General features: G+C 39.3%; 30 protein-coding genes. 21 read left to right on the forward strand and 9 right to left on the reverse strand.

The window, feature by feature from the left end:
* The first annotated feature begins 453 nt into the window (after nt 1-453).
* Nucleotides 454-1,047, forward strand: a complete 594-nt coding sequence (locus tag WNY79_RS15950; RefSeq protein WP_342876367.1) for a hypothetical protein — start codon at nt 454-456, stop codon at nt 1,045-1,047.
* 2 nt (nt 1,048-1,049) lie between these two features.
* Here the strand turns inward: WNY79_RS15950 and WNY79_RS15955 are convergent, their stop codons facing one another.
* On the reverse strand, nt 1,050-1,430 hold the full coding sequence (locus tag WNY79_RS15955) for a hypothetical protein (protein WP_076925808.1): 381 nt from the start codon (nt 1,428-1,430) through the stop codon (nt 1,050-1,052).
* Nucleotides 1,431-1,529: 99 nt separating this feature from the next.
* Between WNY79_RS15955 and WNY79_RS15960 the strand changes: the two genes are divergently transcribed.
* The gene (locus tag WNY79_RS15960; RefSeq protein WP_342876368.1) at nt 1,530-1,970 is read left to right on the forward strand and encodes a TerB family tellurite resistance protein; all 441 of its coding nucleotides are present in this window, start codon (nt 1,530-1,532) and stop codon (nt 1,968-1,970) included.
* Nucleotides 1,971-1,995: 25 nt separating this feature from the next.
* Here the strand turns inward: WNY79_RS15960 and WNY79_RS15965 are convergent, their stop codons facing one another.
* Nucleotides 1,996-2,562 (reverse strand): NAD(P)H-dependent oxidoreductase, encoded by a 567-nt coding sequence (locus tag WNY79_RS15965; protein WP_182197794.1) that lies wholly within the window; start codon nt 2,560-2,562, stop codon nt 1,996-1,998.
* A gap of 119 nt (nt 2,563-2,681) precedes the next feature.
* Here WNY79_RS15965 and WNY79_RS15970 point away from each other — a divergent pair, with 119 nt between their 5' ends.
* A complete protein-coding gene (locus WNY79_RS15970; protein WP_024599628.1) occupies nt 2,682-3,581 on the forward strand; it encodes a LysR family transcriptional regulator in 900 nt (299 codons plus the stop codon).
* A gap of 21 nt (nt 3,582-3,602) precedes the next feature.
* Here the strand turns inward: WNY79_RS15970 and norR are convergent, their stop codons facing one another.
* The gene (norR, locus tag WNY79_RS15975; RefSeq protein WP_342876369.1) at nt 3,603-5,159 is read right to left on the reverse strand and encodes a nitric oxide reductase transcriptional regulator NorR; all 1,557 of its coding nucleotides are present in this window, start codon (nt 5,157-5,159) and stop codon (nt 3,603-3,605) included.
* A gap of 159 nt (nt 5,160-5,318) precedes the next feature.
* Here norR and WNY79_RS15980 point away from each other — a divergent pair, with 159 nt between their 5' ends.
* From WNY79_RS15980 to hmpA, 3 genes are read left to right on the forward strand one after another with little or no spacing between them, the layout of a single operon-like run.
* Complete coding sequence (locus tag WNY79_RS15980; protein ID WP_024599630.1) at nt 5,319-5,588, forward strand: hypothetical protein; 270 nt, start codon at nt 5,319-5,321, stop codon at nt 5,586-5,588.
* The gene (locus WNY79_RS15985; RefSeq protein WP_342876370.1) at nt 5,588-6,820 is read left to right on the forward strand and encodes an NnrS family protein; all 1,233 of its coding nucleotides are present in this window, start codon (nt 5,588-5,590) and stop codon (nt 6,818-6,820) included. The genes WNY79_RS15980 and WNY79_RS15985 overlap by 1 nt, the downstream gene beginning before the upstream one ends.
* Before the next feature lie 20 nt (nt 6,821-6,840).
* Entirely contained in the window at nt 6,841-8,022 is a 1,182-nt protein-coding gene (gene hmpA / locus WNY79_RS15990) for an NO-inducible flavohemoprotein (RefSeq protein ID WP_342876371.1), read from the forward strand.
* A gap of 80 nt (nt 8,023-8,102) precedes the next feature.
* Here hmpA and WNY79_RS15995 read toward each other — a convergent pair whose 3' ends face one another.
* The 3 genes from WNY79_RS15995 to WNY79_RS16005 all read right to left on the reverse strand — a co-directional run bounded on the left by WNY79_RS15995 (nt 8,103) and on the right by WNY79_RS16005 (nt 10,846).
* Nucleotides 8,103-8,474 carry a hypothetical protein gene (locus WNY79_RS15995; protein ID WP_342876372.1) on the reverse strand — a complete coding sequence of 124 codons (372 nt, stop codon included), beginning with the start codon at nt 8,472-8,474 and terminating at the stop codon, nt 8,103-8,105.
* On the reverse strand, nt 8,474-10,093 hold the full coding sequence (locus tag WNY79_RS16000) for a S41 family peptidase (protein ID WP_342876373.1): 1,620 nt from the start codon (nt 10,091-10,093) through the stop codon (nt 8,474-8,476). The genes WNY79_RS15995 and WNY79_RS16000 overlap by 1 nt, the downstream gene beginning before the upstream one ends.
* A gap of 99 nt (nt 10,094-10,192) precedes the next feature.
* Complete coding sequence (locus WNY79_RS16005; protein ID WP_076925851.1) at nt 10,193-10,846, reverse strand: endonuclease; 654 nt, start codon at nt 10,844-10,846, stop codon at nt 10,193-10,195.
* Between the two features lie 231 nt (nt 10,847-11,077).
* On the opposite strand from WNY79_RS16005, the gene WNY79_RS16010 reads away from it, so the two are divergent.
* Nucleotides 11,078-12,046: a DnaJ C-terminal domain-containing protein gene (locus WNY79_RS16010; protein WP_342876374.1), complete on the forward strand. Its 969-nt coding sequence runs from the start codon at nt 11,078-11,080 to the stop codon at nt 12,044-12,046.
* Nucleotides 12,046-12,366 (forward strand): chaperone modulator CbpM, encoded by a 321-nt coding sequence (locus tag WNY79_RS16015; RefSeq protein ID WP_024599636.1) that lies wholly within the window; start codon nt 12,046-12,048, stop codon nt 12,364-12,366. Before WNY79_RS16010 ends, WNY79_RS16015 begins: the two co-directional genes overlap by 1 nt.
* Nucleotides 12,367-12,441: 75 nt before the next feature.
* Here the strand turns inward: WNY79_RS16015 and WNY79_RS16020 are convergent, their stop codons facing one another.
* On the reverse strand, nt 12,442-13,167 hold the full coding sequence (locus WNY79_RS16020; RefSeq protein ID WP_342876375.1) for a hypothetical protein: 726 nt from the start codon (nt 13,165-13,167) through the stop codon (nt 12,442-12,444).
* Nucleotides 13,168-13,480: 313 nt separating this feature from the next.
* On the opposite strand from WNY79_RS16020, the gene WNY79_RS16025 reads away from it, so the two are divergent.
* Nucleotides 13,481-13,861 (forward strand): hypothetical protein, encoded by a 381-nt coding sequence (locus WNY79_RS16025; RefSeq protein WP_008138697.1) that lies wholly within the window; start codon nt 13,481-13,483, stop codon nt 13,859-13,861.
* Here WNY79_RS16025 and WNY79_RS16030 read toward each other — a convergent pair whose 3' ends face one another.
* The gene (locus WNY79_RS16030; RefSeq protein ID WP_342876376.1) at nt 13,862-14,302 is read right to left on the reverse strand and encodes a PaaI family thioesterase; all 441 of its coding nucleotides are present in this window, start codon (nt 14,300-14,302) and stop codon (nt 13,862-13,864) included.
* Nucleotides 14,303-14,469: 167 nt separating this feature from the next.
* On the opposite strand from WNY79_RS16030, the gene lexA reads away from it, so the two are divergent.
* The 5 genes from lexA (at nt 14,470) to WNY79_RS16055 (ending at nt 19,745) form a co-directional block, all read left to right on the forward strand.
* Complete coding sequence (gene lexA, locus WNY79_RS16035; protein ID WP_007584941.1) at nt 14,470-15,087, forward strand: transcriptional repressor LexA; 618 nt, start codon at nt 14,470-14,472, stop codon at nt 15,085-15,087.
* Nucleotides 15,088-15,569: 482 nt separating this feature from the next.
* Complete coding sequence (gene coxB, locus WNY79_RS16040) at nt 15,570-16,712, forward strand: cytochrome c oxidase subunit II (RefSeq protein ID WP_024594300.1); 1,143 nt, start codon at nt 15,570-15,572, stop codon at nt 16,710-16,712.
* Nucleotides 16,712-18,304: a cytochrome c oxidase subunit I gene (gene ctaD / locus WNY79_RS16045; protein ID WP_024595091.1), complete on the forward strand. Its 1,593-nt coding sequence runs from the start codon at nt 16,712-16,714 to the stop codon at nt 18,302-18,304. Before coxB ends, ctaD begins: the two co-directional genes overlap by 1 nt.
* A complete protein-coding gene (locus WNY79_RS16050; protein ID WP_342876377.1) occupies nt 18,304-18,834 on the forward strand; it encodes a cytochrome c oxidase assembly protein in 531 nt (176 codons plus the stop codon). Before ctaD ends, WNY79_RS16050 begins: the two co-directional genes overlap by 1 nt.
* A gap of 35 nt (nt 18,835-18,869) precedes the next feature.
* Nucleotides 18,870-19,745, forward strand: coding sequence for a cytochrome c oxidase subunit 3 (locus tag WNY79_RS16055; protein ID WP_342876378.1), 876 nt, complete (start codon nt 18,870-18,872; stop codon nt 19,743-19,745).
* On the opposite strand, the gene WNY79_RS16060 is transcribed toward WNY79_RS16055, so the two are convergent.
* On the reverse strand, nt 19,648-19,956 hold the full coding sequence (locus WNY79_RS16060) for a DUF2909 family protein (RefSeq protein WP_342876379.1): 309 nt from the start codon (nt 19,954-19,956) through the stop codon (nt 19,648-19,650). The two genes, WNY79_RS16055 and WNY79_RS16060, sit on opposite strands and share 98 nt — an antisense overlap.
* Nucleotides 19,957-19,970: 14 nt before the next feature.
* On the opposite strand from WNY79_RS16060, the gene WNY79_RS16065 reads away from it, so the two are divergent.
* The 7 genes from WNY79_RS16065 (at nt 19,971) to WNY79_RS16095 (ending at nt 24,564) form a co-directional block, all read left to right on the forward strand.
* Nucleotides 19,971-20,711 (forward strand): SURF1 family protein, encoded by a 741-nt coding sequence (locus WNY79_RS16065; RefSeq protein ID WP_342876380.1) that lies wholly within the window; start codon nt 19,971-19,973, stop codon nt 20,709-20,711.
* Entirely contained in the window at nt 20,701-21,195 is a 495-nt protein-coding gene (locus tag WNY79_RS16070) for a transmembrane cytochrome oxidase associated protein (protein WP_342876381.1), read from the forward strand. Before WNY79_RS16065 ends, WNY79_RS16070 begins: the two co-directional genes overlap by 11 nt.
* Before the next feature lie 28 nt (nt 21,196-21,223).
* Nucleotides 21,224-22,213 (forward strand): COX15/CtaA family protein, encoded by a 990-nt coding sequence (locus WNY79_RS16075; protein WP_342876382.1) that lies wholly within the window; start codon nt 21,224-21,226, stop codon nt 22,211-22,213.
* Between the two features lie 12 nt (nt 22,214-22,225).
* Nucleotides 22,226-23,155 (forward strand): heme o synthase, encoded by a 930-nt coding sequence (gene cyoE / locus WNY79_RS16080; protein ID WP_342876383.1) that lies wholly within the window; start codon nt 22,226-22,228, stop codon nt 23,153-23,155.
* Nucleotides 23,152-23,769 carry an SCO family protein gene (locus WNY79_RS16085; RefSeq protein ID WP_076925824.1) on the forward strand — a complete coding sequence of 206 codons (618 nt, stop codon included), beginning with the start codon at nt 23,152-23,154 and terminating at the stop codon, nt 23,767-23,769. Before cyoE ends, WNY79_RS16085 begins: the two co-directional genes overlap by 4 nt.
* Nucleotides 23,770-23,920: 151 nt before the next feature.
* On the forward strand, nt 23,921-24,193 hold the full coding sequence (locus WNY79_RS16090; protein WP_024599647.1) for an STAS domain-containing protein: 273 nt from the start codon (nt 23,921-23,923) through the stop codon (nt 24,191-24,193).
* 8 nt (nt 24,194-24,201) lie between these two features.
* Complete coding sequence (locus WNY79_RS16095) at nt 24,202-24,564, forward strand: response regulator (RefSeq protein WP_024599648.1); 363 nt, start codon at nt 24,202-24,204, stop codon at nt 24,562-24,564.
* Nucleotides 24,565-24,570 lie beyond the last annotated feature (6 nt).

The following is a 24,570-nucleotide window of genomic DNA, read 5'->3' on the forward strand; positions in this document are numbered from 1 at the left end:
AAACAGCGCCGATGATAGTGTAGCATTTGCTATGTGAAAGTAGGACATTACCAGGCTTCAAATTGTAGAAAGCCCGATTCGAAAGAGTCGGGCTTTTTTACGTCTGCAGAAAAGTAAAATTAAAAGTTGTAGCCAAGAGCCCAAACCGTACTCAGTAGTAAGGCCGCTCCGACAAAAGATAGTGTAGCATTTGCTAGGTGACTTTTTACCGCTGTGGGCACTACGACATCCTACTGCGTAGCTCACCGACTTAACATTGTAGAAAGTCCGATTCGAAATAGTCGGGCTTTTTTACGTCTGCAGAAAATAATGCGTGAGTTATTATGGTTCATTTAATTATCCATTAAACACTCAACTGAATTGCATATTTAATTAGGTAGAGATACTTCTAATAAAGCACTAAAGAAAGCTGTACTATTACAGGTGTTTTAAAATAACTATAACGAGAAAAATATGAAATTATTAACAGCAGCAACTCTAATACTTGCTTCATCGACAGCTTTTTCACGCCCTGCACCTTTAGTGTCTATTCCTACTCACGATGCCTTTTTTAATAGTATTGCAGCGCATTGCGGTAAAGCTTTTGAAGGTGAAGTAGCGGTAGATAACGCGAAGGGGCCAAGCTCATTTACAGATAAAAAGCTGGTTATGCATGTACGTAAATGTAGTGAGACTGAGTTACAAGTACCGTTTCATGTAGGTGACGATGCATCACGTACGTGGATCATAACTAAAACGGGTAGTGGCTTGAGTTTAAAGCACGATCATCGTCATAAAGATGGAACAGACGACGCATCAACTATGTATGGTGGCCATACGCTTGATGCAGGGTTTGCGCAAATGCAGTCGTTTCCAGCAGACCAATACTCTAAAGAGTTATTCATAAAAGAAGGCATTGCACAGTCTGTAGGTAATACATGGCAAATGTATATTTACCCAGAAGTATTTACTTATCGATTAATTCGCCAAGGACGTGAGTTTAAGGTGGATTTTGATTTAACGAAATCGATTACTCCACCATCAGCACCTTGGGGTTATAAAGACTAAGGTTACTTACCCTTGTTTGTATCTTCTTTAGTTTCGCATTGTAGTAAAACACTTAAATCTGGTTGGTAAGCACGTGGTTTTGTTGGAAAGCGCTCGTACTCTTGCACGCCTTCAAGTATTTTCAACATAAAGGTATTGCCGCGGCATAGACGGTCAGCATGGCGTAATAAAAATACACTTTGATTGGTAAAGTGTTTGTAATCGTCTGACTGGATTTCTATTTTATAGTTGTCTTCGCCAATTTTTGTTTGGTAGTAATGCACTTTGTTGTCAAAGTCGTAGAGCTTCTCTGTTTCGGCTTTTTCAGCAAGTGCAGTATTTGCACTCGAAAGAGCCACCAGTGTAGCGCCTATAAATAAGCGTGGTGTGTTTATTCCTTTCATAAAATGTATCCTTTAATTTGCGAACTTTATACCCATTAATAAGAGTAATAAGATCGATTTCTTTACGTATTAGTCTAACACCCAAAAAGGGATAATGTGATGTTCAAACAAATAAAGCAGCTTTTTGCTGTATTCGATGATCAGGAACCTAGAATAGAGCAGCATGATTTAAAAACAGCGGTCGCTGCATTGCTTATTGAGGTTATGCGTGCTGATACTAAGCTTGACCATGATGAACAACGAACCCTGACTGTAACCTTAAAAAAATACTTTAATTTAACAGATGCAGAAGTTGAAGAGCTTACTAATAACGCAGCAAGTAGTTTAGATGGTGCTATTGACTACTTTCAGTTTTCAAAACAAATTAATGAGCATTGTAGTGCTGTTCAGCGCATTGAAATAATAGAACTACTATGGCGCTTGGCTTATGCTGATGGAGAAATAGATCCCCAGGAGGACTACGTAATACGTAAAGTAGCGGGGCTTTTATATGTAACGCATACCGATTTTATCGCCGCAAAAATCGCGGCGACAAAGTAATTATTTAGTTATTTAGGCGTGCAAGTTATTTTAACTTACTTGCAACGCTTACTAACTGATGAGCAAGTGCTGACACTTTTTCAGCTGTAACAGGTTCATTAATTTGCCCACTTTCATCAAACAATGTGTGTACAGCGGGTACTGCAAGTTGATCGGCAAGCACTAACGATCCAATACCACTTAATATATCTCGTACATGATTTAAACCGCGCAACCCACCAAGTCCACCTGGTGATGCTGAAAACAGCGCCACCACTTTATTACGAAAAGCAGGAACAGCACCTTGCTCTGTACGCGATGCCCAATCAATCGCATTTTTAAGCGCTGCAGTTATAGAGCCGTTGTACTCCGGGCTTGCTAGTAAAATACCGTCAGCTGCACGTAGTTTGTCTTTTAAAAGCTGTACATCGCTTGGTGTACCTTGTGCTTCAATGTCTTCGTTAAATAGTGGGATGTTTAATTCGTTTAGTTTTATTACTTCTACTTCAGCACCTGTTTGTAGAGCAAAACGTGCTGCCTCATTAATAATTTTTTGATTAAAGCTTTCTTGGCGAAGGCTTCCTGCTAGGGCAATAATTTTTGGTGCTGACATGCTAGTGACCTTTTAGTGTTTAAAATTACAACGCTAATGTAGCAAAATTTTGCTTGTAGAAAACCCCAATAAACGCAACACTTATGTGCGTAAATGCACATAAGTATAAGGTAAGTAGCATGGCGATAAAATTTGAAGATTGGCAAGACGTCAAAGTAGCGTTTGAAGTAGCACGATTAGGCACGTTAACGGCGGCGGCAGAAGAGCTTAATGTGCACCACAGCACAGTTCTTAGGCGAATTAATAATCTTGAAAAAAACTTAAATACACGCCTTTTTCATCGCCATGCCCGTGGTTACAAGGTTACTGAAATTGGCACCAAGTTATTTGCAACAGCACAAACTATCCATAGCTCCTTAGAGCAGTTACATAACGATATAGCAGCGGCCGATAGCACCCTTAGAGGGAGTTTATTACTAACGACGGTAAGTGGTTTTATGGATGTACTTGGTGATGTATGTGAGCAATTTCAGGCACTACATCCACAAGTGCAGCTTGAGGTTATTTTAGAACAAAAAAGGTTAAGACTTGATCACGGACAAGCACATATTGCAGTGCGTGCAGGCCCAAGACCTGATGAGGGCGATTATATTGCTCAGCATTTAGCGCAGCTTTCATCGGGTTTATACGCTAATAAACGTTACATCAATAAATACGGCATGCCTAAATTATTAAGTGATTTACAACAACATAATTTTGTATCAGGTGTGGCGGGTTTTAATGCCCGCGTGCCTTATTTTGCATGGGCTGATGAACATATTCCCGCATCGCAAATAAAGCTGCGAGTGTCTGAAACCGCAGAAGCAACTCGTGCAATAATTAAAGGGCTAGGCATTGGCGGATTACAACATGATGTGGCGGCGCAATATTCTGATTTAGTACCTATATTACACAGTGAGTTAAGCTGGCCTACAGATGTATGGTTAGTCACGCATCACCTAGTACATCGCACTGCTAAAGTACAAGCTTTTGCAGGGTTGTTAAAAACACACTTTAGTAAGTTGGCTGCTAATCAATAATTTTAGCTGTGTTTTGGATGATTATAGTGTTTTTTTTACTTCTATCCCTATGCGTTTAGCCAAGCGTACTAAGTTAGCTCTATCTAATTCAAGCACTCTTGCTGCTGCTGACCAGTTGTAGTTATGCTTCTTTAATTGCTCAGTAATTACGTTGTATTGCAACGATTCTACAGCTTGCTTTAAAGGTTGGTTGATTAAGGTGTTGGTTGTACTTTGGCTTGCTACTAAAGAGTTTTTCGGCGCACTCGGTGTTAAATCACAGTGCTCGCTTGTAATGGTTATTATTGGATTTTGCCATTGGCTTTGTTTTGCTTTTAGGGCGCTGCGGCTAATGACATGCTCAAGCTCGCGAACGTTACCTGGCCAGTTGTATTGATTAAGCGATACTTGCGCTTCAGGGCTCAGTTTTAATTGTTTTATCCCTAATTTACGGGCTGTTTGCTCAATAAAATAACCAGCTAAGAGTGTTATGTCGTGCTCCCGTTTACTAAGTGGTGGCACAGTAATAGGGTAGACACTGAGACGATGGTATAAATCGGCTCTAAAGCGACCTTGTTCTACTTCTTCTTTTAAATTTCTGTTGGTTGCGGCAACGACGCGTACATCTACGTACTTTGGCGTGTCTTCTCCTACCGTTTGTATTTCGCCGCTTTGTAGCACTCGTAATAATTTACTTTGCATGGCAAGAGGCAGTTCGCCAATTTCATCTAAAAATAACGTGCCTCCATCAGCTAATTGAAATTTACCTTGGCGCGAATTTTGTGCGCCTGTAAAAGCCCCTTTTGCATGACCAAAAAATTCACTTTCGGCAAGATTCTCAGGGAGCGATGCACAATTTAAGTGAATAAGCGGTTGATCTTTTCGAGCTGAATTTAAGTGAATATTACGCGCAACAAGTTCTTTCCCTACTCCTGTTTCACCTAATATAAGCACGCTAAAGTTAGATGCTGCAACGAGTTTAATTTCGTTCTTAAGTGTTTGCATTAGCGGACTTTGGCCAATAATTTCACCGCCATCTCGTGTTAACGCTTCACGATTTAGTTCTTGCACTAATGCACTTGAGTGCTGTGCATGCTGTTTGTAATGGGCAAGCTCTAAAGCTGTTTTAAAGTGCGCACTACACAGCGTTTGTAAAGTATTGAGTGTATCAGTACTTATGCTTTTAAATGCATTGGCGTTAAGGCTATCAAACGTAAGTACGCCAAGTAGCGCGTTTTTATCATAAAGAGGTAAGCCTAAACATGCATGTACCGGTATGTCGCCGGTTTTAGCTAATAGTAATCCGTCGTATGGATCGGGTAGTGGGCAGTCGTGCGCAAATTGTAACGCGAGTGTGCTTTTGCAAATAGCTTCTAGGCGAGGGTGTTCTACTATTTTAAATCGTCTGCCAAGACTGTCGGACATTAATCCTTTAATTGCCAGTGGTTTTAATTGCTCGCCCTGAAGCACTAATAACGCACTTGCATCACTAGGGATCACCCGTTCAACCGTTGCTAGTAATTGATCAAAGCTATGCTCGTGCAGTGTACTTTGAGCAAGCTCTAGAGCAACTTGTGTAAGGTTGAATTGCTGGTTCATGTCAAAATGACCTATTCGTGTTTTTTGAGTTAATTTATAGTAGGTCATAAAGACTCATAGTGTAAAGTGGTTTAATTTAACCTATTGAATTTAATTGAATAAATTTTTTGGCACAGTATGTGTAATAGCTAAGTAACGTAGTTAGTTACAGAGGTCACTATGAACACACTAATGCTGAATAATTTAAACAATCAAACACAGTTCAGTTCACTATACGAAACAGTATTATTTGCTGCCAATACGGCATTGGCTGTGAGTTTAGTGTGTATTACGGCCAGTATTTTAATTAGCTACCCGTTTGCAGAGTACTTTTCTATTGCGGTGCAAGTATCAGCTCATATTGGCACTATTGTTATTGCTGCTATTTTAAAAGTAAGTTACGTACTGCGCTGTGTTGCACAACATGGTTTAGGGCAGGAGGTACGATAATGCTCCCTATAAACTTAACTGAGCCAATGCCAGCACGCGTTGCTATTCATCAAGTATCTCAATGGCCGTTATGGATGCTCGCTTTTAGACCTTTCTTTTTAGGCGGTGGCTTATTGGCATTTTTGTCGGTGGGGTATTGGCTACTTATTTTAACAGGCCATGCAAGTTGGCACTTATCGATACCTGCGACATTATGGCACGCGCACGAAATGCTGTTTGGCTTTGCAGGAGTTGTAGCTGTTGGCTTTTTACTTACCGCAGCACAAACATGGACAGGCGTTGCGAGCATAAGTGGCAAAGCTCTTATGTGGCTTACGTTTATATGGCTTGCAGCGCGCTTAGCCTTTTTTGTGATATTGCCCGATATTGCTCATTTTAATTTATATGCTGCACTTACATTACAAGTTATTTGGTGGCTAGGCGCCATAGCTGTATTGGCTAATATGTTATTAAAAGCCAATAGCAAAAGTAACTACCCGTTTTTAGCTATTTTAGCTGTGCTTTGTGGGCTCAATGTATTGTATTTAATACTCACTTTACAGCAAAACATGCAGCTTGCACTTGGTGTGGTTGATACCGCAGTACTCGTCATTACTTTACTAGTTGGCATTGTTGCGGGTCGCGTTTTACCATTTTTTACCGCTAAAGGTCTGGGTTTAACCGAGCAAGTTCGCACGCCTAAAATAGATAAAGCAGTGATGTATTTATCTATTGTGGCTATCACTTTATTTTTTATCAACAAGTTGTTTTTGAACACGATTAACCCTGCGTTAGTTGTTGCAACTGTTGCTGCGCTTCACCTGGTCAGGGCTGGTTTTTGGTGGGACAGCAAGGTATTGAGAGTGCCGTTGTTATGGTCTTTGCATTTCTCCTACCTTACGTTAGGCGTAGGGTTAATGATGGTTGCATTCAGCTTTTATAGCAGTGCAATACAATTTAAAGATGCGCTGCACTTAATCACTATTGGCACAATAGGTATGATGATTTTAGCAATGATGACGCGTGTATCACATGGTCATACAGGGCGGACACTCACTATTCCTCATTACATGGCTGTTGCTTTTGCGTTTTTGCTTGTGGCCGCTATTACTCGTTCATTACTCCCTTTTATTATTGGGCCTCACCTTGCTTGGCAAATAAGTGCTGTGCTGTGGTTAGTGGCTTTTTTATTATTTTTAATTCACTGCACACCTATATTAACGCGGCGTCGTGTTGATGGGCGTCGTGATTAGTTCATCCATAGGAAACACATATGTTATCTGATAAAACCATTGAGATTGTAAAAAGCACTGTTCCGTTACTAGCGCAGGCGGGTACGGTTGTTACCGATCATTTTTATAAGCGTTTATTTAGCCATAATCCTGAGCTTAAAAATATTTTTAATATGGCGAATCAAGATACAGGTCGTCAGCAATTTGCACTTTTTAATGCATTGGCTGCGTATGCACAAAATATTGATAATTTAGTCGTATTAAAAGAAGCGCTAACACGTATTAATCATAAGCATACAAGCTTAAATATTTTACCTGAACATTACCCTATTGTAGGTGCGCATTTAATTGGTACGCTAAAAGAGCTTATTCCTGAGCAATTTACTCCCGATGTTGAGTACGCATGGCGCGAAGCTTACGGCGTACTTGCCGATATTTGTATTACCGAAGAAGCTGCTTTGTATGAGCACAGTAAAAATAAACACGGTGGTTGGGCGGGCACTCGCCAGTTTGAAATAACCAACAAGCAAGTTGAATCAGAATTAGTAACAAGCTTTACACTTACGCCAGTTGATGGCGAAGCTGTTATTACACATAAACCAGGGCAGTATTTAGGTATTAAAGTTAAGCCCGAGGGCGCTGAATATGAAGAAATACGCCAGTATTCTATTTCACAAAAAAGTAACGCTAAAAACTACCGTATTAGTGTTAAAAAAGAGCTACAGCCAAAGCCTGGCATGGTGTCTAATCATTTACACTCATTAGAGCAAGGCACTATTGTTGAGCTATACCCGCCGGCAGGGGATTTCTTTTTACGTAATAATACAAACCCAGCGGTACTAATTTCAGCAGGTGTTGGGCAAACGCCAATGCTGGCTATGCTTGAAACGCTATTAAGTGATAATTCTAATCAAGAGGTTATGTATTTACATGCCTGCGAAAATACTCAGCAGCATTCGTTTTCAAAATATTTAAATGAGTTAAATGCAGTTTATAACCGCTTACAAACAATGACGTGGTTTAACCAAACGACAGAGGGCGCTGACTTTACTGGGTTAATGAACCTAAATGCAGTACAAGCACAGCTACCATTGAGTAATGGCGACTTTTACTTATGTGGCCCTGCCGGTTTTATGGTATTTATAAAAAACCAGTTACTTGAGCTAGGTGTTAAAAACGAGCAGATTCATTATGAAATGTTTGGTCCGCATCAAGACTTGTAATAACGCTTTAAAATAGAAAAAGGCGTGCAGCGATATGCTGCGCGCCTTTTTTATTAATTTATAAACATTAATAAAGTGCCTCATAACTCTTTACAAGTAACACCTTTAAGTACTGTAGTAAGCTCTTTTTTAGGATAGTAAAGTTCGCATTGGTTATTACGTAGTTGCAAAATAAACTTCTCAGATTTTATATTATGCGCCCCCATAATTACTCTGCCATCAGGCCCTTTACTCATTGCATGATCAATTAGCAACTCACTGCGCTTAGTAAATACCGAATCGGCAAGCGTTACTAATGCGCCTCCCTTAGCGTGTTGAATTGCCTGTTGTAGTGTTGCAACAACGCTAGGGTTAACACTCGTTAATATAGCGGGTTTAGCGGGCTCACTATTTACACTTTGGCATCCACCTAAAGTGAGCAAGATGGCTAATGGGAGTAATAATTTAGCCACTATCTTTCCTCACTCAGTGTTGGCCAAGTTAAGTCCATATTACGCTGGGTAAATTGCTCAGGCATATTTAAAGGAATGAGGGATTCACGAGAGCCTGAAAAACTAGCTGGCTCTGCTTTTGCAGCAGCCGTTCTAACTGGGCAACTGCCATTTTCAACATGAAATAATGCGGTGGCTAAAACAGCCTCGTCACTGTCGCCTAACTGATGATCAAAGTCGTCTTCAATTTCACAACCTTGAACATCAGCATCAAATTGTGGCGTAGGGGTTGGTGTAAAACCCGCAGAGTATTCGCCAAATCCTTTGCTATTTACCCCACTAAACTGAATAGTGTAATAGGTTGTTGCGCAGTTATGGGTTGGGGTAAAGCCATAGGGCTTACCGCAGGTTGTATCACCAATTAAAATAACTTCTGCGTCTATACCCTTTAAACCATTAATAAAAGCTTCTGATGCCGAACAGGTGCCTGATGTGCTTAATACATAAACCTTCGATAAGTTTAAATCAGGTAGGTTTTCACCTGTGCTAAAAAAAGTAGAGTAATCTATTTCTTCATCAATAAATGGAAAAGGCGAATCTACGGGCTGTTTATTGTTTTGTTGAGTTTGATAATAAAAGCGGTTGTTCACGTTAGCATTCCCAGCAATCATGTAAGCTAATTGCGCTGATAGCGCTAATAACCCGCCGCCGTTATATCTAAAGTCGATTACAAGCTCGTCAATACCATCGGTTTTAAACTTATTTACCGCAGCAATAAGGCCTTCTTGAGCAATGCTTATATGGCTATTAAATTGCATGTAACCCACGTTTGAACCATTTGCGGTTGTAATCGTTTTAACATTTTGAACTGGTGTTTGCTCAATATTACCAGCGGTTACATTAAATGTTTTTTCGGCGCCATCGTTACTGCGTACAACAATAGTATGTGAATCGCCGTTAGTTGGGCTAAATAAGCCTTCGTTAAGCGTATCTACACCCGACTCTGTATTGGTATTAATGCTAACACCGTCAACTGAAAGTACAGTATCACCACGTTGAAAGCCTATTTGGCTTGCAGGTGAATCATCTTCAAGATAAGCGACGCGTAAAATACGGTCGGCTGTATCGCCAATAAACGCCCAATTTATACCGTAACCAGAAGTAACGCCCGATTGCGCTTCTTGAAAGTAATCTTCAGTAGGTTCTGAAAAATGAAAGTTATCTTTTTTTGCCCCTGAGTCGGTAAGCTGCTCTGTTTTTAATTGGGCAAAATAATCGGCTACTGTGCCAAAGCTTTCAGGATCGTTATCGGCAATCTCATCATACCAAAGATAGGTTTCGTCGCTCCAAGAGCGAAGCCAGAGTTTTTCGTAAAGGGCAGAACCTGCTTGATCTGGGTAAGGCTCGTTGTTATTAAAGGGATCGTTACCCGTACGAGGGGTTTCGCAAAAGTTTTTTAAATCATTAGAGGGCTCAAATACCCCCGCTGTCCATGTTGGACTGCTACTAACAGGTGTTGTGACGATAGGCGTAGTAATTACAGGAGCAGAGTCGATGCCGCTACCGCCGCCACAACCCGTTAAAGCAAAGCCCGAAAGTGCTGCAAAAATGGCTAGCGAGGTTTTATTATTTTTAAACATAGTTAAGGACTTTCTGTAAATAAGTTGTTTAAAATATTACAACACTCGCTCATTTATTCAACATTTATAGCTTTGATTTATGTAAATGAGTGTTAAAGCTTAGAGCTTGCTCGCACTACTTGTATCTGCGAATGCTTGCTTTTGCCATGCATTAAATAACTTTTGCTGTTTATCTGAGATTTTTAAACCGTATGTTTTTTGCATGTAAGTGTAGGTGTCGGCTATACGTTTACGTGCATAAACAGGCGGTTCAACTACACGTTGCTTAAAGTTTACTTTTACTTCGCAGCGACCATACTGTGTGGCGTTTTCGCTAAGCATGCCAAAACGATAATTAGAGCGATCGGCATTAATTTCGCCAATAGCTGGCGCTAAGTTATTTATATCAGCTTCCATTTTTCTAAATTTAGCACTTACTTTACGGCAGTTTTTACGTCCGCCATCTTGCCAACACTGTAGCTGGTGACCAAATTCCCACGCCGGAACAATGTGTTCCCACTCAATGCGTAGTGCTCGCACATTTACTTTACCTGAGCGGGTAAGTGTATTTCGAGGAATGTAACCACAGTTAGAAGGATCAGGAATGAGTTTTTTGCCTTCTTTTTTAATATCACAACCGCAGTAAATACTTTTAGCGTTGTCTGGTAGGGTTTTAATTAAATGTCTTTTAGCCGTTGAAAAACGGGTAAATTGTTCGGCAGATACCGAAACGCACACACAACAAGCCAGTAAGGCCAGAATAAATCGAGTCATATCCATCACAAATGTGAACTACAGGAACAGGCAGTTTAAAGCCTTGAAGATAAAAGATAAAGTTAACTTAAGGCCTGTACTTATATTACTAAAAGGTGTCTGATTAATTTTTTACTTAAAGTTATTTTCACTATTCATTTATTTCTTACTATTTATCGTATTTTAACCACACAAGATTACCCGTTAAGGAGTATGCTTAAAGCTTACTCAATATGGGGATTTGGATTGCAAATGAAATTTGTTGATTATTATGCAGTGCTTGGAATATCGCCTGATGCAGACGATAAAGCGGTTAAAATAGCTTATAAAAAGTTAGCCAGAAAATATCACCCAGATGTAAGCAAAGAGCCTCAAGCAGAAGATAAGTTTAAAGAAATAGCAGAAGCTTACGAAGTCATTCATAACAAAGAAGAACGTGTAAAATACGACGAGTTACGTCGTCACCAGCAAAATCGTGCTCGTCAACAGCAAACAAATTATCGCGGTAGCGCTGGTTCTTCACAAGGTAATTATCAGCAAAGTGATCCGCAAACTGATGAGGAATTTTCTGATTTTATTAATTCAATGTTTGGCGGAGCTGGTGGGTTCGATCGTTCCGGGCAGAGCAGAAGTAACGCCGCTCGCGCGCAAAAAGGACAAGATGTGGAAATAGAATTCCCAATTTTTCTTGAAGAGACTTTAGTTGATACCGTTAAGCCTGTTGAGTTTATGTTACCGCAGCGAGATAGCAGTGGGCGTGTCTCTGAAATTAAAAAATCACTTAAAGTGAAAATTCCTGCAGGTTCAGTAAATGGTGAGCGAATTCGACTAAAAGGGCAAGGCGGATTAGGGTCAGCGAATGGGCAAAATGGTGATTTGTATTTACAAATTAGTTTAGTGCCTCATCCATTATTTGATGTTGAAGGCCATAACCTAAATATAGTCGTCCCTCTTGCTCCATGGGAAGCGGCTCTTGGTACAAAAATAAATTTACCTACGTTGGCAGGCAAAATCCAATTAACTATTCCATCTAATAGTCAGTCTGGTCAACGCTTGCGTATTAAAGGTAAGGGATTAATGAGTAAAAAAGCCAAAGGTGATTTATTTGCTGTGCTTAAAATTGTTAATCCAACATCTATTGATGATGCCAGTAAAAAACTGTGGGAAGAATTAGCCGAAAAAGCTCACTTTGATCCCCGTAATAACTGGAGCAAACCATAATGCAAATTATCGTGACACAAAAAGACGATTTACTTACTAGCAAAGAGCTATGTTTGAGCAGTGATATTAGCGAAGCAATTTTATATGAGCTAGTTGAGCATAATATTGCGGTTCCAATTGAGGGGGATCATGTTACGCAGTGGCAATTTACGGTATCTGCAGTGACTTTAGTTAAAAAAGCGGCCCGTATTCAACATGACTTTTCGTTAGATTGGTCGGCAATAGCCTTAGTTTTACAATTACTGGATGAGCGTGATGAGTTGATTTTCGAAAACGAAATGTTAAAGCGACATTTGAGTCGATTTAAACACTTGGAATAAAATCTGCCCTTGGGTACTTCCTAGGGCTTACTTACTCTATGGTGAGAGTGAGCTAGTTCTCAAAAACCAATATGACTACTTTGATTTATTCTTACTTTTAATTCGGATAAATCGTTTTAGTCGTATATTTTGTATAAGTAGTAATATTCCACTTAAACAAAAAAGTACGCTGGTTGCTGCAAAACTAATAAGCAGCGGATTATTAAAATCCTCTCGCTCATCGTAATCCATAATATGTAACATCCAAAAAAAGTCGAAAATTCGCCAGAGTGTGCTGCGAATGGTAACAACTTTGCCGTTATTTTCTGACAAGTACAGTGTGGTGTTAAATGTGTCGTCAAATTGTACTTGCCAAACATTGGTTTTATATCCAACTTCTCGCATACCTTGCTTTAGCAATACAGCGCTTGTCACTTGAGCATCAATAAGTAAGTGTGCTTTAGCATTTGCGGTAATTTGTATTTTAGTTGGCGGCTCAAAAGGCCGGCCTGTTATAGCGTTAAAGCTTTGTTGTTCATCTTTATTTATAACTGTAATTATAGGTGTGGTTAAGAAGTTCTCAAAAATTATTTGTGTTGGATTAGCCACCTGAGATGCAATATCGTCAAGGGAGGCCACATAATCAGCCTGCGTAAATGGGTTATTAAGAGTGCGTGTTGCAAGATGCTCCCCATGAACTTTATCAAGAGGGATAGCGCTCATTACTAAACCACCTAATAGCCAAGCTAAAATTTGTAATGCTAATAAATAACCTAACCATTTATGTAACTTGCGAGCATGTTTAAATATTTTTTTATTCATGTTTTAGTCTTATTATTTTTAGAGGCTAGTTTATTACATTAATGAGATAAGTTACTGCGACATTTTGTCGCAGTTTAAACTATAGCTTACTGTAATCATTTAAAAATAAAAAAGATTACACTTAAATTGCTAACATGATTTATTTGTACAATTGAGCTGAATGTTTGATATCCAGCTAGCTTTAAATGCTAATAAATACTTAAAAGCTGCGAAATATCCATATAAAGTGGTTAATAGAGCATAGTTGATTTGGTATAACGGTAAAACTGCGTTAAAGTTTGCAATGAAATTATTAGAGGATAAATACGAAACGATGTCGGAAATTCAATTTTTAAATGTAGATCTTGAGCTTGAATCAAAGCAAGATATTAGTTTGCTAGTGGCGGACTTGAAAAAAGTCGCTACGATTTTACATTATGACAAAGACGAATACCGTCAATTAGCGCGTATTGAAGCAACAGGTGTAGTAAACACGCCTGACAAAGCAATAAACCATATATGTGAGCTTATTGAATCGTGTTCGCGTAACGCGCTAAAGCAATGGTTAAGCTGTTCACGTAGAACGTTTGATATTGGTTTTGAATCAGGCACTTCCCCTAAGTGCTTTAATCAAGCCTTAGATGCAGATACATTACTACGTATATCTGCGATTGGTGCGGGTATGGAAATTACAATTTACCCAATCGAAAAGTAACTATCTTCGCTCTACGACTGCTGCGGTCATTTTAGATACGCAGCAAAGCTCATTGCGGCTATTTGTAATTTTTATTTCCCATACTGAACTACGCTTACCGATATGAAATGCTCTTGCCGTGGCTGTTAAAGTGCCGTTGCGAGACGCTTTTAAATGACTTGCGCTAATTTCCTGTCCCACGCAGTAAAATTTTGTAAAATCGACAACAAAGTTAGCTGCATAGCTGGCAACTGTTTCGGCAAGTGCAACGTTAGCACCGCCGTGAACCATCCCCATTGGGTTATGATGCTCAGGAATTGCCGGCATTGTGGCAACCAAGTAATCATCGCCAATCTCTGTGATTTCTATCCCCATAGTTTTCATCAGCGTACCTTGACCATTTATACCTTCATCAAGCTGTTTGCAAAACTCTAAAGTAATAGGTTGATACCAAATACTCATAATGACTCCTTTGCTTTTTTTATCATTTATAAACTTAGTTTTAGTTATATCCCTAAAATGTACACAAGTGAAATTACTTTGGCTATTTTAAGGCTTAATTTAAATTTGCGATTTTTATTTAACTGTATATACTCACAGTTAAATGTACTGTATGGAAAACCAGTTGTATGCGACCATTAACGAACCGCCAAGCTCAAATACTCGAACTAATTAAAGTTTTTATTAAAGACACTGGTATGCCTCCTACACGTGCTGAAATAGCGCAAACATTAGGTTTTAAAAGTGCCAATGCTGCTGAAGAGCATTTAAAAGCACTTGCTAAAAAAGGCGCAATTAAAATGAAGCCAGGTGCAAGCCGTGGTATTCAGTTAATTGAAGAAGAAGAGCCAGAACAATTAGGTTTACCGCTTATAGGGCGTGTTGCTGCTGGTTCACCTATTTTGGCGCAAGAGCACGTTGAAAGTCACTGCAAAATCGATCCATTAATGTTTAAACCGGCTGCAGATTTTTTACTACGCGTTAACGGTATGAGCATGAAAGATATTGGTATTATGGATGGTGATTTACTTGCAGTACATCGTACTCAAACCGCTGAAAACGGACAAGTTGTTGTTGCACGCTTAGACGAAGACGTAACTGTAAAACGTCTTGAGAAAGCAGGTCGTAAAGTATTACTTCATGCTGAAAACGACGATTTTGAATCTATTGAAGTAGATCTTGAGAATGAGTCTTTTAATATTGAAGGCTTAGCCGTTGGCGTTATAAGAAACGCTGATTGGATGTGACTTTAAAAATAGCTTTTAAACAAGCAGTTTTATAAATGCGTACTAATTAGTACGCATTTTTGTTTTAAAATTTGTACTAAAATAGGGTGCAAACAGCCCACTGACTATTCAACCTGTAAACTTTTTTGCACTTATAATTTCCCCTCCGAATGCGTTAAACCCCTTTGTTTTTCTCATCTTTTGAACTTCCTGTTGCCTAGCTAGTTGCTGATTTTTTGTTAATTACCCAATTACAACCTGATTGTTTTTTATACTAAAACTTGCTTGTTGTTCATTTTTTAGCTAATTATTAATGTGCTGAGCTAATAATAACTCACAGCTTTTTAGTTTTGAGAACACACAATATACACAAACACGTTGTTGGCGCAGCAAAACCAATCAATATTAAATGAGATTGGCTAAAAAAATAAAAATAACGAATTGGCGTTTAAGCCGTATGCCTCTTCGCTTTGCATTCGCAATAGCATCAAAGGAGCCACCACATGGGTAAACTGACCTCTACCTTGTGGCTTATATTATGTGTTTTTTCGCACCCAGTTTTGGCTAACAGCCAATACAATATGCGCAAAGGCGTAACCGATATAAGCAATAATGTATATCAGCTGCACATGACCATATTTATAATATGTTGTGTGATTGGGGTGATAGTGTTCGCAATTATGTTCTGGGCACTTATTCATCACCGTAAATCTAAAGGGGCTGTACCTGCCCAATTTCACGAAAGCACTAAAGTAGAAATACTTTGGACTGCAATTCCGTTTGTTATTTTAATTGCTATGGCAGTACCAGCTACTAAAACCCTAATTGCAATGGAAGATGCCAGCAAAGCTGATCTCACTATTAAAATTACAGGTTCACAATGGAAATGGCATTATGAATATATGGGCGAAGATGTAGAGTTCTACTCTATTTTATCTACCCCGCAAGATGAAATCGCTAATCTTGCAGATAAAAATCCTAACTACTTACTTGAGGTTGATAAACCTCTCGTACTGCCAATAAATCAAAAAGTACGATTTTTAATGACTTCTGACGATGTTATCCACTCTTGGTGGGTACCTGATTTTGCAGTTAAAAAAGATGCGAATCCCGGCTTTATAAACGAAACATGGACGAACATAAACGAAGAAGGTACTTACCGAGGCCAATGTGCTGAGTTGTGTGGTAAAGATCATGGCTTTATGCCCGTTGTGGTGGTTGCTAAATCTGAGGCTGATTTTAAAACATGGCTTGCAGATGCAAAGCAGGCTAAACAAAAAGCAGCATTAGCAGATGCCGCATTACTTGATAAAACCCTCCCAAAAGAAGAATTAATGACTTTAGGCGAACAAGTATATATGGCCAATTGCGCTGCATGTCATCAGCCTACAGGCATGGGATTACCGGGTGTATTTCCTGCACTTAAAGGCAGCCCGATAGTGCTTGGCGATATAAAAGATCACATTGATGTAGTTATCCATGGACGACCTGGTACGGCAATGCAAGCATTTGCCAAGCAGTTATCTATAAAGCAATTAGCAGCGGTTATTACTTATAAACGTAATGCGTGGGGTAATGATACGGGTGATGTTATTCAACCGAGTCAAATACAGGCAGCACTTGATGCCAAAGTGGAGGCGAACTAATGAGTAGCATAGTAGAACAACCTAACGCCAATGAAGCTCATCATGCTCATCACCCAGCTAAAGGTTTTAAACGCTGGCTTTACACAACTAATCATAAAGATATAGGTAGTTTATATTTAATTTTTTCGCTGACCATGTTCTTAATTGGTGGTGGAATGGCCATGGTGATCAGAGCTGAATTATTTCAACCTGGTTTACAGTTGGTCGACCCTCACTTTTTTAATCAAATGACCACAGTGCATGGTTTAATTATGGTGTTTGGTGCGGTTATGCCGGCCTTTACAGGCCTTGCTAATTGGATGATACCGCTAATGATTGGCGCGCCAGATATGGCATTGCCAAGAATGAATAACTGGAGCTTTTGGATTTTACCGTTTGCATTTTTAATCCTATTGGCATCGTTATTTATGCCTGGTGGGGGTCCTGCATTTGGTTGGACTTTTTATGCACCACTGTCCACAACATACAGTAATGATAATACTGCATTGTTTGTATTTGCCGTACATATTATGGGAATTAGCTCAATAATGGGCGCAATCAATGTGATTGTAACCATAGTGAACTTACGTGCCCCCGGCATGACATGGATGAAGTTGCCCTTATTTGTATGGACGTGGTTAATTACTGCCTTTTTATTAATAGCGGTAATGCCTGTGCTTGCAGGGGCTGTCACTATGGTGCTTACCGATAAGTACTTTGCGACCAGCTTTTTTGATGCCGCAGGCGGTGGTGATCCGGTGATGTTCCAACACATTTTTTGGTTTTTTGGTCACCCCGAAGTATACATAATGATTCTTCCTGCCTTTGGCATTATATCTACAATAGTACCTACCTTTTCTCGTAAAAAACTTTTTGGCTATGCCTCAATGGTATACGCCACATCCTCCATAGCACTATTGAGCTTTATTGTATGGGCTCATCATATGTTTACCACTGGGATGCCAGTCGCTGGCGAGTTGTTTTTTATGTACGCGACCATGCTTATATCGGTACCTACAGGCGTAAAAGTATTTAATTGGGTTGCCACAATGTGGAAAGGCTCAATAACTTTTGAAGTGCCAATGCTTTTTAGTATTGCGTTTATTGTGCTGTTTACCTTAGGTGGTTTTTCGGGATTGATGCTAGCAATTACACCTGCTGACTTTCAATATCACGATACTTATTTTGTAGTGGCGCACTTTCATTATGTATTAGTAACAGGGGCCGTATTTTCGATAATGGCAGGGGCTTATTACTGGTTGCCCAAGTGGACGGGCAATATGTTTAATATCACGTTAGCTAAATGGCATTTTTGGCTATCACTGGTGAGCGTGAACGTACTGTTTTTTCCTATGCATTTTGTAGGGCTTGCCGGTATGCCGCGTCGAATTCCCGATTACGCACTCCAATTTGCCGACTTTAACGCAATCATAAGTATTGGTGGATTTGCCTTTGGTTTATCGCAATTGTTGTTTGTAGCTGTGGTAATTAAATGTGCACGCGGTGGCGATAAAGTACCTGCAAAAGTATGGGAAGGGGCAGAAGGGCTTGAGTGGGAAGTTGACTCTCCAGCGCCATATCATACTTTTTCTAAGCCGCCGGTAATCAAGTAATGACACACGCACCGCTACTCAAACGTTTGGTACTTATTTGCATAGGTATGTTTGCCTTTGCCTTTGCTTTAGTACCTTTGTATGACGTGTTTTGCGACGTAACAGGGCTTAATGGAAAACCTTCGCTTGAGCAAGCAGAGCAAAGTACGCAAATAATACAAAACCGAGAAGTTGGCGTTAGTTTTACTACTCACGCGCAAAGAGGTGCGCCGTTTGAAGTTAAGTCAAAAGAATACAGTGTTGTGGTAAAACCCGGTGCAATGCGTGAAGTAATGTTTAGTGCTAAAAATAACAGCAACCTAGATAAAGTAATGCAGGCTGTACCATCAGTCTCGCCAGGTAAAGCGGCAAAGTATTTACATAAAATAGCGTGTTTTTGCTTTGATCAGCAACCTCTAAAAGCAGGGGAAGAACTTAAATTTAAATTACTTTTTTATGTTGATACAGCACTGCCAAGCGACATTGAAGAATTAACTTTATCTTATACCGTATTTGATATTAGTGAACAGCTGGTGGCAAGTAATAACTAGCTTTTTAAACTAGTGTGAAACTAGGAGTAAATAAAATGAATCAAGAATATGAGCATTATTATGTACCAGAGCAAAGCCCGTGGCCTATTGTGGGCGCTGTTGCATTGTTTTTTATTGCAGTAGGTGCAGGCTTAACAGTTATGAGTGTAGGCAAAGAAGGGGGGAGCGGGGTTTACCTACTTTATGCCGGTATCGCTGTGCTTGTGTATATGTTGTTTAGCTGGTTTAAAAATGTAATTCGTGAGTCGGATCAAGGTTTGTACTCAGCACAAATGGATCGCTCTTTTAGGCAAGGTATGAGCTGGTTTATTTTTTCTGAAGTTATGTTTTTTATGGCCTTTTTTGGTGCGCTTTTTTATGCACGCGTATTGTCGGTACCTTGGCTTGGAGGCGCAGGCAATAATGCAATGACCAATGAAGTATTATGGCCAACTTTCGAAGCTGTTTGGCCGCTAGTTTCAACACCTGCAGGCGAAACTACTCAAGCTATGGGCTGGCAAGGTTTGCCGCTTATTAATACCTTAATACTGCTTACTTCCTCAGTTACTCTACATTTTGCCCATGTAGCGATGGAAAACAATAAACGTACTCCACTTAAAGTTTTTTTAGGCGCTACTATTTTATTAGGTGTTTGCTTTTTAGGGTTACAAGTTGAGGAATATATTCATGCGTATAACGATTTAAACTTAACGCTAGATGCAGGTGTTTACGGTAATACGTTCTTTTTATTGACTGGTTTTCATGGCATGCATGTAACTCTTGGAACCGTACTTTTATTTGTAATATTTTTACGGATATTAAAAGGGCACTTTACTAAAGATAAGCATTTTGCTTTTCAAGCAGCGGCTTGGTATTGGCACTTTGTTGATGTGGTGTGGCTGTGTTTGTTTGTATTTGTATATGTGCTGTAGCGTTTATTGGCGAATTATTTGCTTTAATAAAACCAAGTTTAAGCGCTGCAATAACAGCAACTAAAACAACGACCGAAAACAATACGCGACGACCTAAAAAGTGAGACATAGGTCGTCCCCCAGTTTTCCCTGACACCATAATAAACAATGCTCTAAATAAGTTAAAAAGTATAAATATTAACAACAGTACGATAATAATTTTAATAATCACTGAGTTGACCCTTTATGCAGTTAGTTTTATGGCACAAACAAAAGCTTAGCTCACTAATCACACTTTGTATGGTTGTGGTTGTGGTACTTGTGTGTGTGCGACTAGGATTTTGGCAGCTGGAGCGGGGTGAGCAAAAACAGCAGCAACTAACCGCTATTGCTAAGCAACAGACTCGTGGTGTGATGAGCTGGTCTCAATTACTTAATCTGCCTGATAGCTGGAACAAAACAGGTGTATTGGTTGAGTTAAAAGGGCGGTTTGTACAAAACCAATATTGGCTTTTAGATAATCAAGTTTATAACGGGCAAGTAGGGTACGACTTACTTGCTTTACTAAAGCCAGACAGCGAAGAAAAAGTGATTTTAGTTAATTTAGGATGGGTAAAAGCGCCTATATCTAGAGAGATACTGCCAAAGGTTACTCTGCCTACAGGTGTTTTTATTCTTAAAGCGCAAATAAAAGAAAATAACTTAAGTAGCTTTACGCTTGAAGATAAAACTACAAATAACGACTTACCTACAAGAATCCAATCTATCGACTTGAATATGCTGAGCACTCAAAGCCAGCAATCATTAATTAATTTTATGGCTTACAGACAAGGTACTGGTGATGAGATTGCAACACCTCATTATGAGGCTGTTGTTATGAGCCCTCAAAAACATAATGCCTACGCTGTGCAATGGTTTTTAATTGCTGTTGCATGTGCTGTTGTTGCTATTTTTGCGAGTAAAAAAAGGACACATAATGAAAAATAATCCCCTTTTGTTGTTTGTGGGTTGCTGCGCAATCCCATTAGTTTTGGCATATGGCGCATTAAAGTTTGATTGGTTGCCTACTGCAATTACTAATAATGGCGAGTTTTTAAGCCAAGAAATAAAACTCAAAAATTGGCCGCAAAATAATCCCAAGCAATGGACTATCGCACTTAATTATTCAAACGAATGTAACACCCCATGCAGCGAACAGCTCAATGCACTTAATAACTTATATGTGGCACTTGGTAAAAACCAAGGCAAGGTTGATATGGCTGTAATAGGAAGCCCCAACAATAAAAATCTACCATGGAAAATTATTACCGAGCAACAGAGTTTAAATCCTGCAAGTTTGTATTTAATTGATCATATGGGGTTAGTGGTACTTGAATATCCCTTTAAGGCCGAGCCACAAGAAAACCGTTTAGTACAAAAAGGGTTATTAAAAGATCTAAAAAAATTACTTAACTATTCTCGTTCTAGCTAATTAAGTTGAGCTTAAGTTGGAGTATCTGATGTATAAAAATTATAAAAACTTAGTATTAATAACAGGGTTACTCGCTTTAATTGTGGTTGCTTTAGGTGCGTATACACGCTTAAGTGATGCAGGTTTAGGCTGCCCCGATTGGCCTGGCTGTTACGGCTTTTTAACGGTACCTAAGCATGAGGCCGATATAGCCTTAGCAACTCAAAGCTACCCCGATATGATGTTCGAAACCGCAAAAGCGTGGAAAGAAATGATTCATCGCTACTTTGCAGGTGCTTTAGGTTTACTTATTTTAGGTTTATTTGTGTTGGCTTTTTTAAAGCGCCAATATCCAACTACGCCAGTTAAATTGCCTTTGGCTTTACTTCTACTCGTGGTGTTTCAGGCTGCCCTTGGTATGTGGACAGTAACCATGAACCTTCAGCCGCTTATTGTAATGGGCCACTTATTAGGTGGCTTTAGTATTTTGTCACTTATAACGCTTTTATATTTACGGCTAACCGAAAAACCCATTATGGGTGGCGATAGCGGCGCAAAACGCTATTTCGGTTTAAGTTTAGTAGCGCTCAGTGTGTTAGTAATCCAAATTGCACTTGGTGGTTGGCTGGCTGCAAATTACGCCGCTCCACATTGTAGTGGTTTGCCATTGTGTAATTACGCACAACCGTTTTCATTAAGTAGCGTATTTCAATTACCACTTGAGCACAGTAATTATGAGTTTGGTGTGTTATCGCAGCAAGCGCGTATGTCTATTCATTTATTACATCGTATTTGGGCACTGGTTACTTGCATCGTTCTGGCGCTAATTATGTGGAAAATATACAGCCAAGCATACTCTAAAAAAATTAAAAATTGCGTTGTGAGCGTATTACTTGTCCTGCTTTGCCAAATTAGCTTAGGGCTTATTTTAGTACATTTGCATATTCCGTTGGGAGTTGCACTGGCGCATAACTTGATGGCTGCCATACTGTTATTAAGCATGGTTAGGTTGTGTTATTACCTAAAATCACGCACATAAAGGGGAAATATAATGGCACTTATAATTGATAAAAAAATACTGCTACCCGTTAATACTCAATCGCTAATTTCGCGTACTCATAATTTGCTGCAAGACTACTTAGCAATTAGTAAATTTAAAGTGGTAGCCATGCTGGTACTAACAGCTTGGGTTGGTTTAGCGCTGGCTCCCGATGTGGGGCGTGGTATGGTCGTACAGTTTATTAGCTTGTTAGGCATAGGGCTACTTTCTGCTGCTGCAGCGGTTATTAATCATGTGGTTGATAGCGAGATAGACTCAAAAATGGCACGGACTCGTCATCGCCCTGTGGCTAAAGGGCGCTTAAGTAAAACACATGCGCTTAGTTTTGCAGCTGTTATTGGGATTGCTGGCTTTATTATGCTGATGGTGTGGGCTAATGTCTTAACCGCTATATTAACGTTATTTGCATTGGTAGGTTATGCATTTGTTTATACATCATTTTTAAAGCGTGCAACGCCGCAAAATATTGTTATAGGTGGGTTGGCTGGCGCAATGCCTCCATTATTAGGTTGGGTGTCAGAAACAAACCAAATGGCAGCAGCCCCTTGGTTACTCGTAATGATAATATTTACCTGGACCCCACCACACTTTTGGGCGCTGGCTATAGCACGAAAAAGTGATTATGAACGCGCTAAAATCCCTATGCTGCCAGTAACACATGGTATCGATTTTTGTAAAACGTGCGTCGTTGCTTACTCTGTTTTACTCGCTGTAGTTTGCGTATTGCCTTATTTAATTGGTATGTCTGGATTAATATATTTAATAGGTGCGTGTGTATTAAATGCAGTGTTTATATATAAAGCGGTTAAATTAAAAATTGCTGGAAATGATGAGGCTGCAATGGACTTATTTCGTTTTTCGATTATTCATTTAATGGTACTCTTTGTAATCTTATTTATAGATAAATGGCTCCCTTTATGAAGCAGTTATGGCTTGGATTAATTGTTATTTTAGTTTTGTTTTTATCAGCATGTTCAAATGAAAATAGTCGACCAGATGTAGATGCATTAGTTTACGAAAATGCAAAGCCACTGTCTGATTTTACGCTAAACGATCAGCGCGGCGAATTAGTGACTAAACAACAATTTTTAGGGCAGTGGAATTTAGTATTTTTAGGCTATACAAGCTGTCCAGATATTTGCCCATTAACACTTGCTAAGTTAAATGCTGTTTATAAAAATTTACAAGCAGATTATCCGCTGCAAGTTTGGTTTTTATCGGTTGATCCAAAACGCGATACGCCAGCTAAACGAAAGCAATACATAGATTACTTTAACCCTGACTTTTTAGCTGTATCAGGAGAGCATAAACACCTTTTTCCTGTAGTTCGAGAGCTTGGTTTAATCTACGCCATTAGCGATAGTAGTGAATCAGAATATGCTGTTGATCATAGTGCCTCGGTCGCTATGGTTGATCAAAATGGAGCCGTTAGAGCTATTTTTAAACCAGAATTTAAACAAGGTAGTGTGCCATTAATTAATGCGACTACTTTAACTGAAGAGTTTAAAAAAATAGCTGATTACTACAAAAACTAGTTTTTACTTTTTAACAATTTTAAAGGAGCTTTAGGCTCCTTTTTTTGTTTTTTAACGACAAGTTAAATTTAATTAAGCATTTTATGGCAATTTTAATAACTAGGGCTAAGCTTTTGTTATGAATTGAATTGACAGGGAATGCACTTACTTAATGCTAAAACTTCCGAGCGAACTTGCTATTTCGCAAGTTGAAACACTACATCAAGATTTACTACAAGAACTCAATAGCAACGATGATATCTGTCTTGATATTAACGATGTAATTTCTGCTGATACTGCCTCAATTCAACTTTTATGCGCCTTACAAAAGCACCTACTTACCATACAGCACAAAATAATATGGGTAGGCAGTAGCGAGGCCTTAACGCATACAATTAATAAACTTGGCTTAAGCCAATACTTAACAACCGAAAGTAAAAGTTAGGGGTATATATGAAAAAAATTTTAGCGGTTGATGATTCAGCATCGATGCGTCAGATGGTGAGCTTTACATTAAAAACTGCCGGGTTTGATGTAACCGAAGCTAAAGATGGTAGTGAGGCACTCGCTATTGCCAAACAGCAAGACTTTGATGCCGTTATTTCAGATGTAAATATGCCAATAATGGATGGAATTACATTAATACGAGAGCTGCGTACTTTACCGAGTTATAAATTTACACCACTGCTAATGCTCACAACAGAATCGGGTTTAGAAAAAAAAGTAGAAGGTAAAGCTGCAGGGGCAACAGGTTGGATTGTTAAACCATTTAATCCCGATCAGCTATTAGCGGTAATTAAAAAGGTTATTCGCTAGGGAGCG

This window comes from Pseudoalteromonas sp. AS84 (assembly GCF_038900255.1).
Lineage (GTDB): Bacteria > Pseudomonadota > Gammaproteobacteria > Enterobacterales > Alteromonadaceae > Pseudoalteromonas.

Excerpts from the sequence above, each read along its gene's own strand:
- WNY79_RS16030 (WP_342876376.1), bottom strand. The coding sequence starts at position 14,302 with ATGAGTATTTGGTATCAACCTATTACTTTAGAGTTTTGCAAACAGCTT.
- WNY79_RS16025 (WP_008138697.1), top strand. The coding sequence starts at position 13,481 with ATGTCGGAAATTCAATTTTTAAATGTAGATCTTGAGCTTGAATCAAAG.
- WNY79_RS15980 (WP_024599630.1), top strand. The coding sequence starts at position 5,319 with ATGAACACACTAATGCTGAATAATTTAAACAATCAAACACAGTTCAGT.
- WNY79_RS15970 (WP_024599628.1), top strand. The coding sequence starts at position 2,682 with ATGGCGATAAAATTTGAAGATTGGCAAGACGTCAAAGTAGCGTTTGAA.
- hmpA (WP_342876371.1), top strand. The coding sequence starts at position 6,841 with ATGTTATCTGATAAAACCATTGAGATTGTAAAAAGCACTGTTCCGTTA.
- WNY79_RS16090 (WP_024599647.1), top strand. The coding sequence starts at position 23,921 with ATGCTAAAACTTCCGAGCGAACTTGCTATTTCGCAAGTTGAAACACTA.
- WNY79_RS15955 (WP_076925808.1), bottom strand. The coding sequence starts at position 1,430 with ATGAAAGGAATAAACACACCACGCTTATTTATAGGCGCTACACTGGTG.
- WNY79_RS15985 (WP_342876370.1), top strand. The coding sequence starts at position 5,588 with ATGCTCCCTATAAACTTAACTGAGCCAATGCCAGCACGCGTTGCTATT.
- WNY79_RS16095 (WP_024599648.1), top strand. The coding sequence starts at position 24,202 with ATGAAAAAAATTTTAGCGGTTGATGATTCAGCATCGATGCGTCAGATG.
- WNY79_RS16020 (WP_342876375.1), bottom strand. The coding sequence starts at position 13,167 with ATGAATAAAAAAATATTTAAACATGCTCGCAAGTTACATAAATGGTTA.
- WNY79_RS16015 (WP_024599636.1), top strand. The coding sequence starts at position 12,046 with ATGCAAATTATCGTGACACAAAAAGACGATTTACTTACTAGCAAAGAG.
- WNY79_RS16010 (WP_342876374.1), top strand. The coding sequence starts at position 11,078 with ATGAAATTTGTTGATTATTATGCAGTGCTTGGAATATCGCCTGATGCA.
- WNY79_RS15950 (WP_342876367.1), top strand. The coding sequence starts at position 454 with ATGAAATTATTAACAGCAGCAACTCTAATACTTGCTTCATCGACAGCT.
- WNY79_RS15965 (WP_182197794.1), bottom strand. The coding sequence starts at position 2,562 with ATGTCAGCACCAAAAATTATTGCCCTAGCAGGAAGCCTTCGCCAAGAA.
- WNY79_RS16085 (WP_076925824.1), top strand. The coding sequence starts at position 23,152 with ATGAAGCAGTTATGGCTTGGATTAATTGTTATTTTAGTTTTGTTTTTA.
- norR (WP_342876369.1), bottom strand. The coding sequence starts at position 5,159 with ATGAACCAGCAATTCAACCTTACACAAGTTGCTCTAGAGCTTGCTCAA.
- WNY79_RS16000 (WP_342876373.1), bottom strand. The coding sequence starts at position 10,093 with ATGTTTAAAAATAATAAAACCTCGCTAGCCATTTTTGCAGCACTTTCG.
- coxB (WP_024594300.1), top strand. The coding sequence starts at position 15,570 with ATGGGTAAACTGACCTCTACCTTGTGGCTTATATTATGTGTTTTTTCG.
- WNY79_RS16050 (WP_342876377.1), top strand. The coding sequence starts at position 18,304 with ATGACACACGCACCGCTACTCAAACGTTTGGTACTTATTTGCATAGGT.
- cyoE (WP_342876383.1), top strand. The coding sequence starts at position 22,226 with ATGGCACTTATAATTGATAAAAAAATACTGCTACCCGTTAATACTCAA.
- WNY79_RS16055 (WP_342876378.1), top strand. The coding sequence starts at position 18,870 with ATGAATCAAGAATATGAGCATTATTATGTACCAGAGCAAAGCCCGTGG.
- WNY79_RS16070 (WP_342876381.1), top strand. The coding sequence starts at position 20,701 with ATGAAAAATAATCCCCTTTTGTTGTTTGTGGGTTGCTGCGCAATCCCA.
- WNY79_RS16005 (WP_076925851.1), bottom strand. The coding sequence starts at position 10,846 with ATGACTCGATTTATTCTGGCCTTACTGGCTTGTTGTGTGTGCGTTTCG.
- WNY79_RS15960 (WP_342876368.1), top strand. The coding sequence starts at position 1,530 with ATGTTCAAACAAATAAAGCAGCTTTTTGCTGTATTCGATGATCAGGAA.
- lexA (WP_007584941.1), top strand. The coding sequence starts at position 14,470 with ATGCGACCATTAACGAACCGCCAAGCTCAAATACTCGAACTAATTAAA.
- WNY79_RS16065 (WP_342876380.1), top strand. The coding sequence starts at position 19,971 with ATGCAGTTAGTTTTATGGCACAAACAAAAGCTTAGCTCACTAATCACA.
- WNY79_RS16075 (WP_342876382.1), top strand. The coding sequence starts at position 21,224 with ATGTATAAAAATTATAAAAACTTAGTATTAATAACAGGGTTACTCGCT.
- ctaD (WP_024595091.1), top strand. The coding sequence starts at position 16,712 with ATGAGTAGCATAGTAGAACAACCTAACGCCAATGAAGCTCATCATGCT.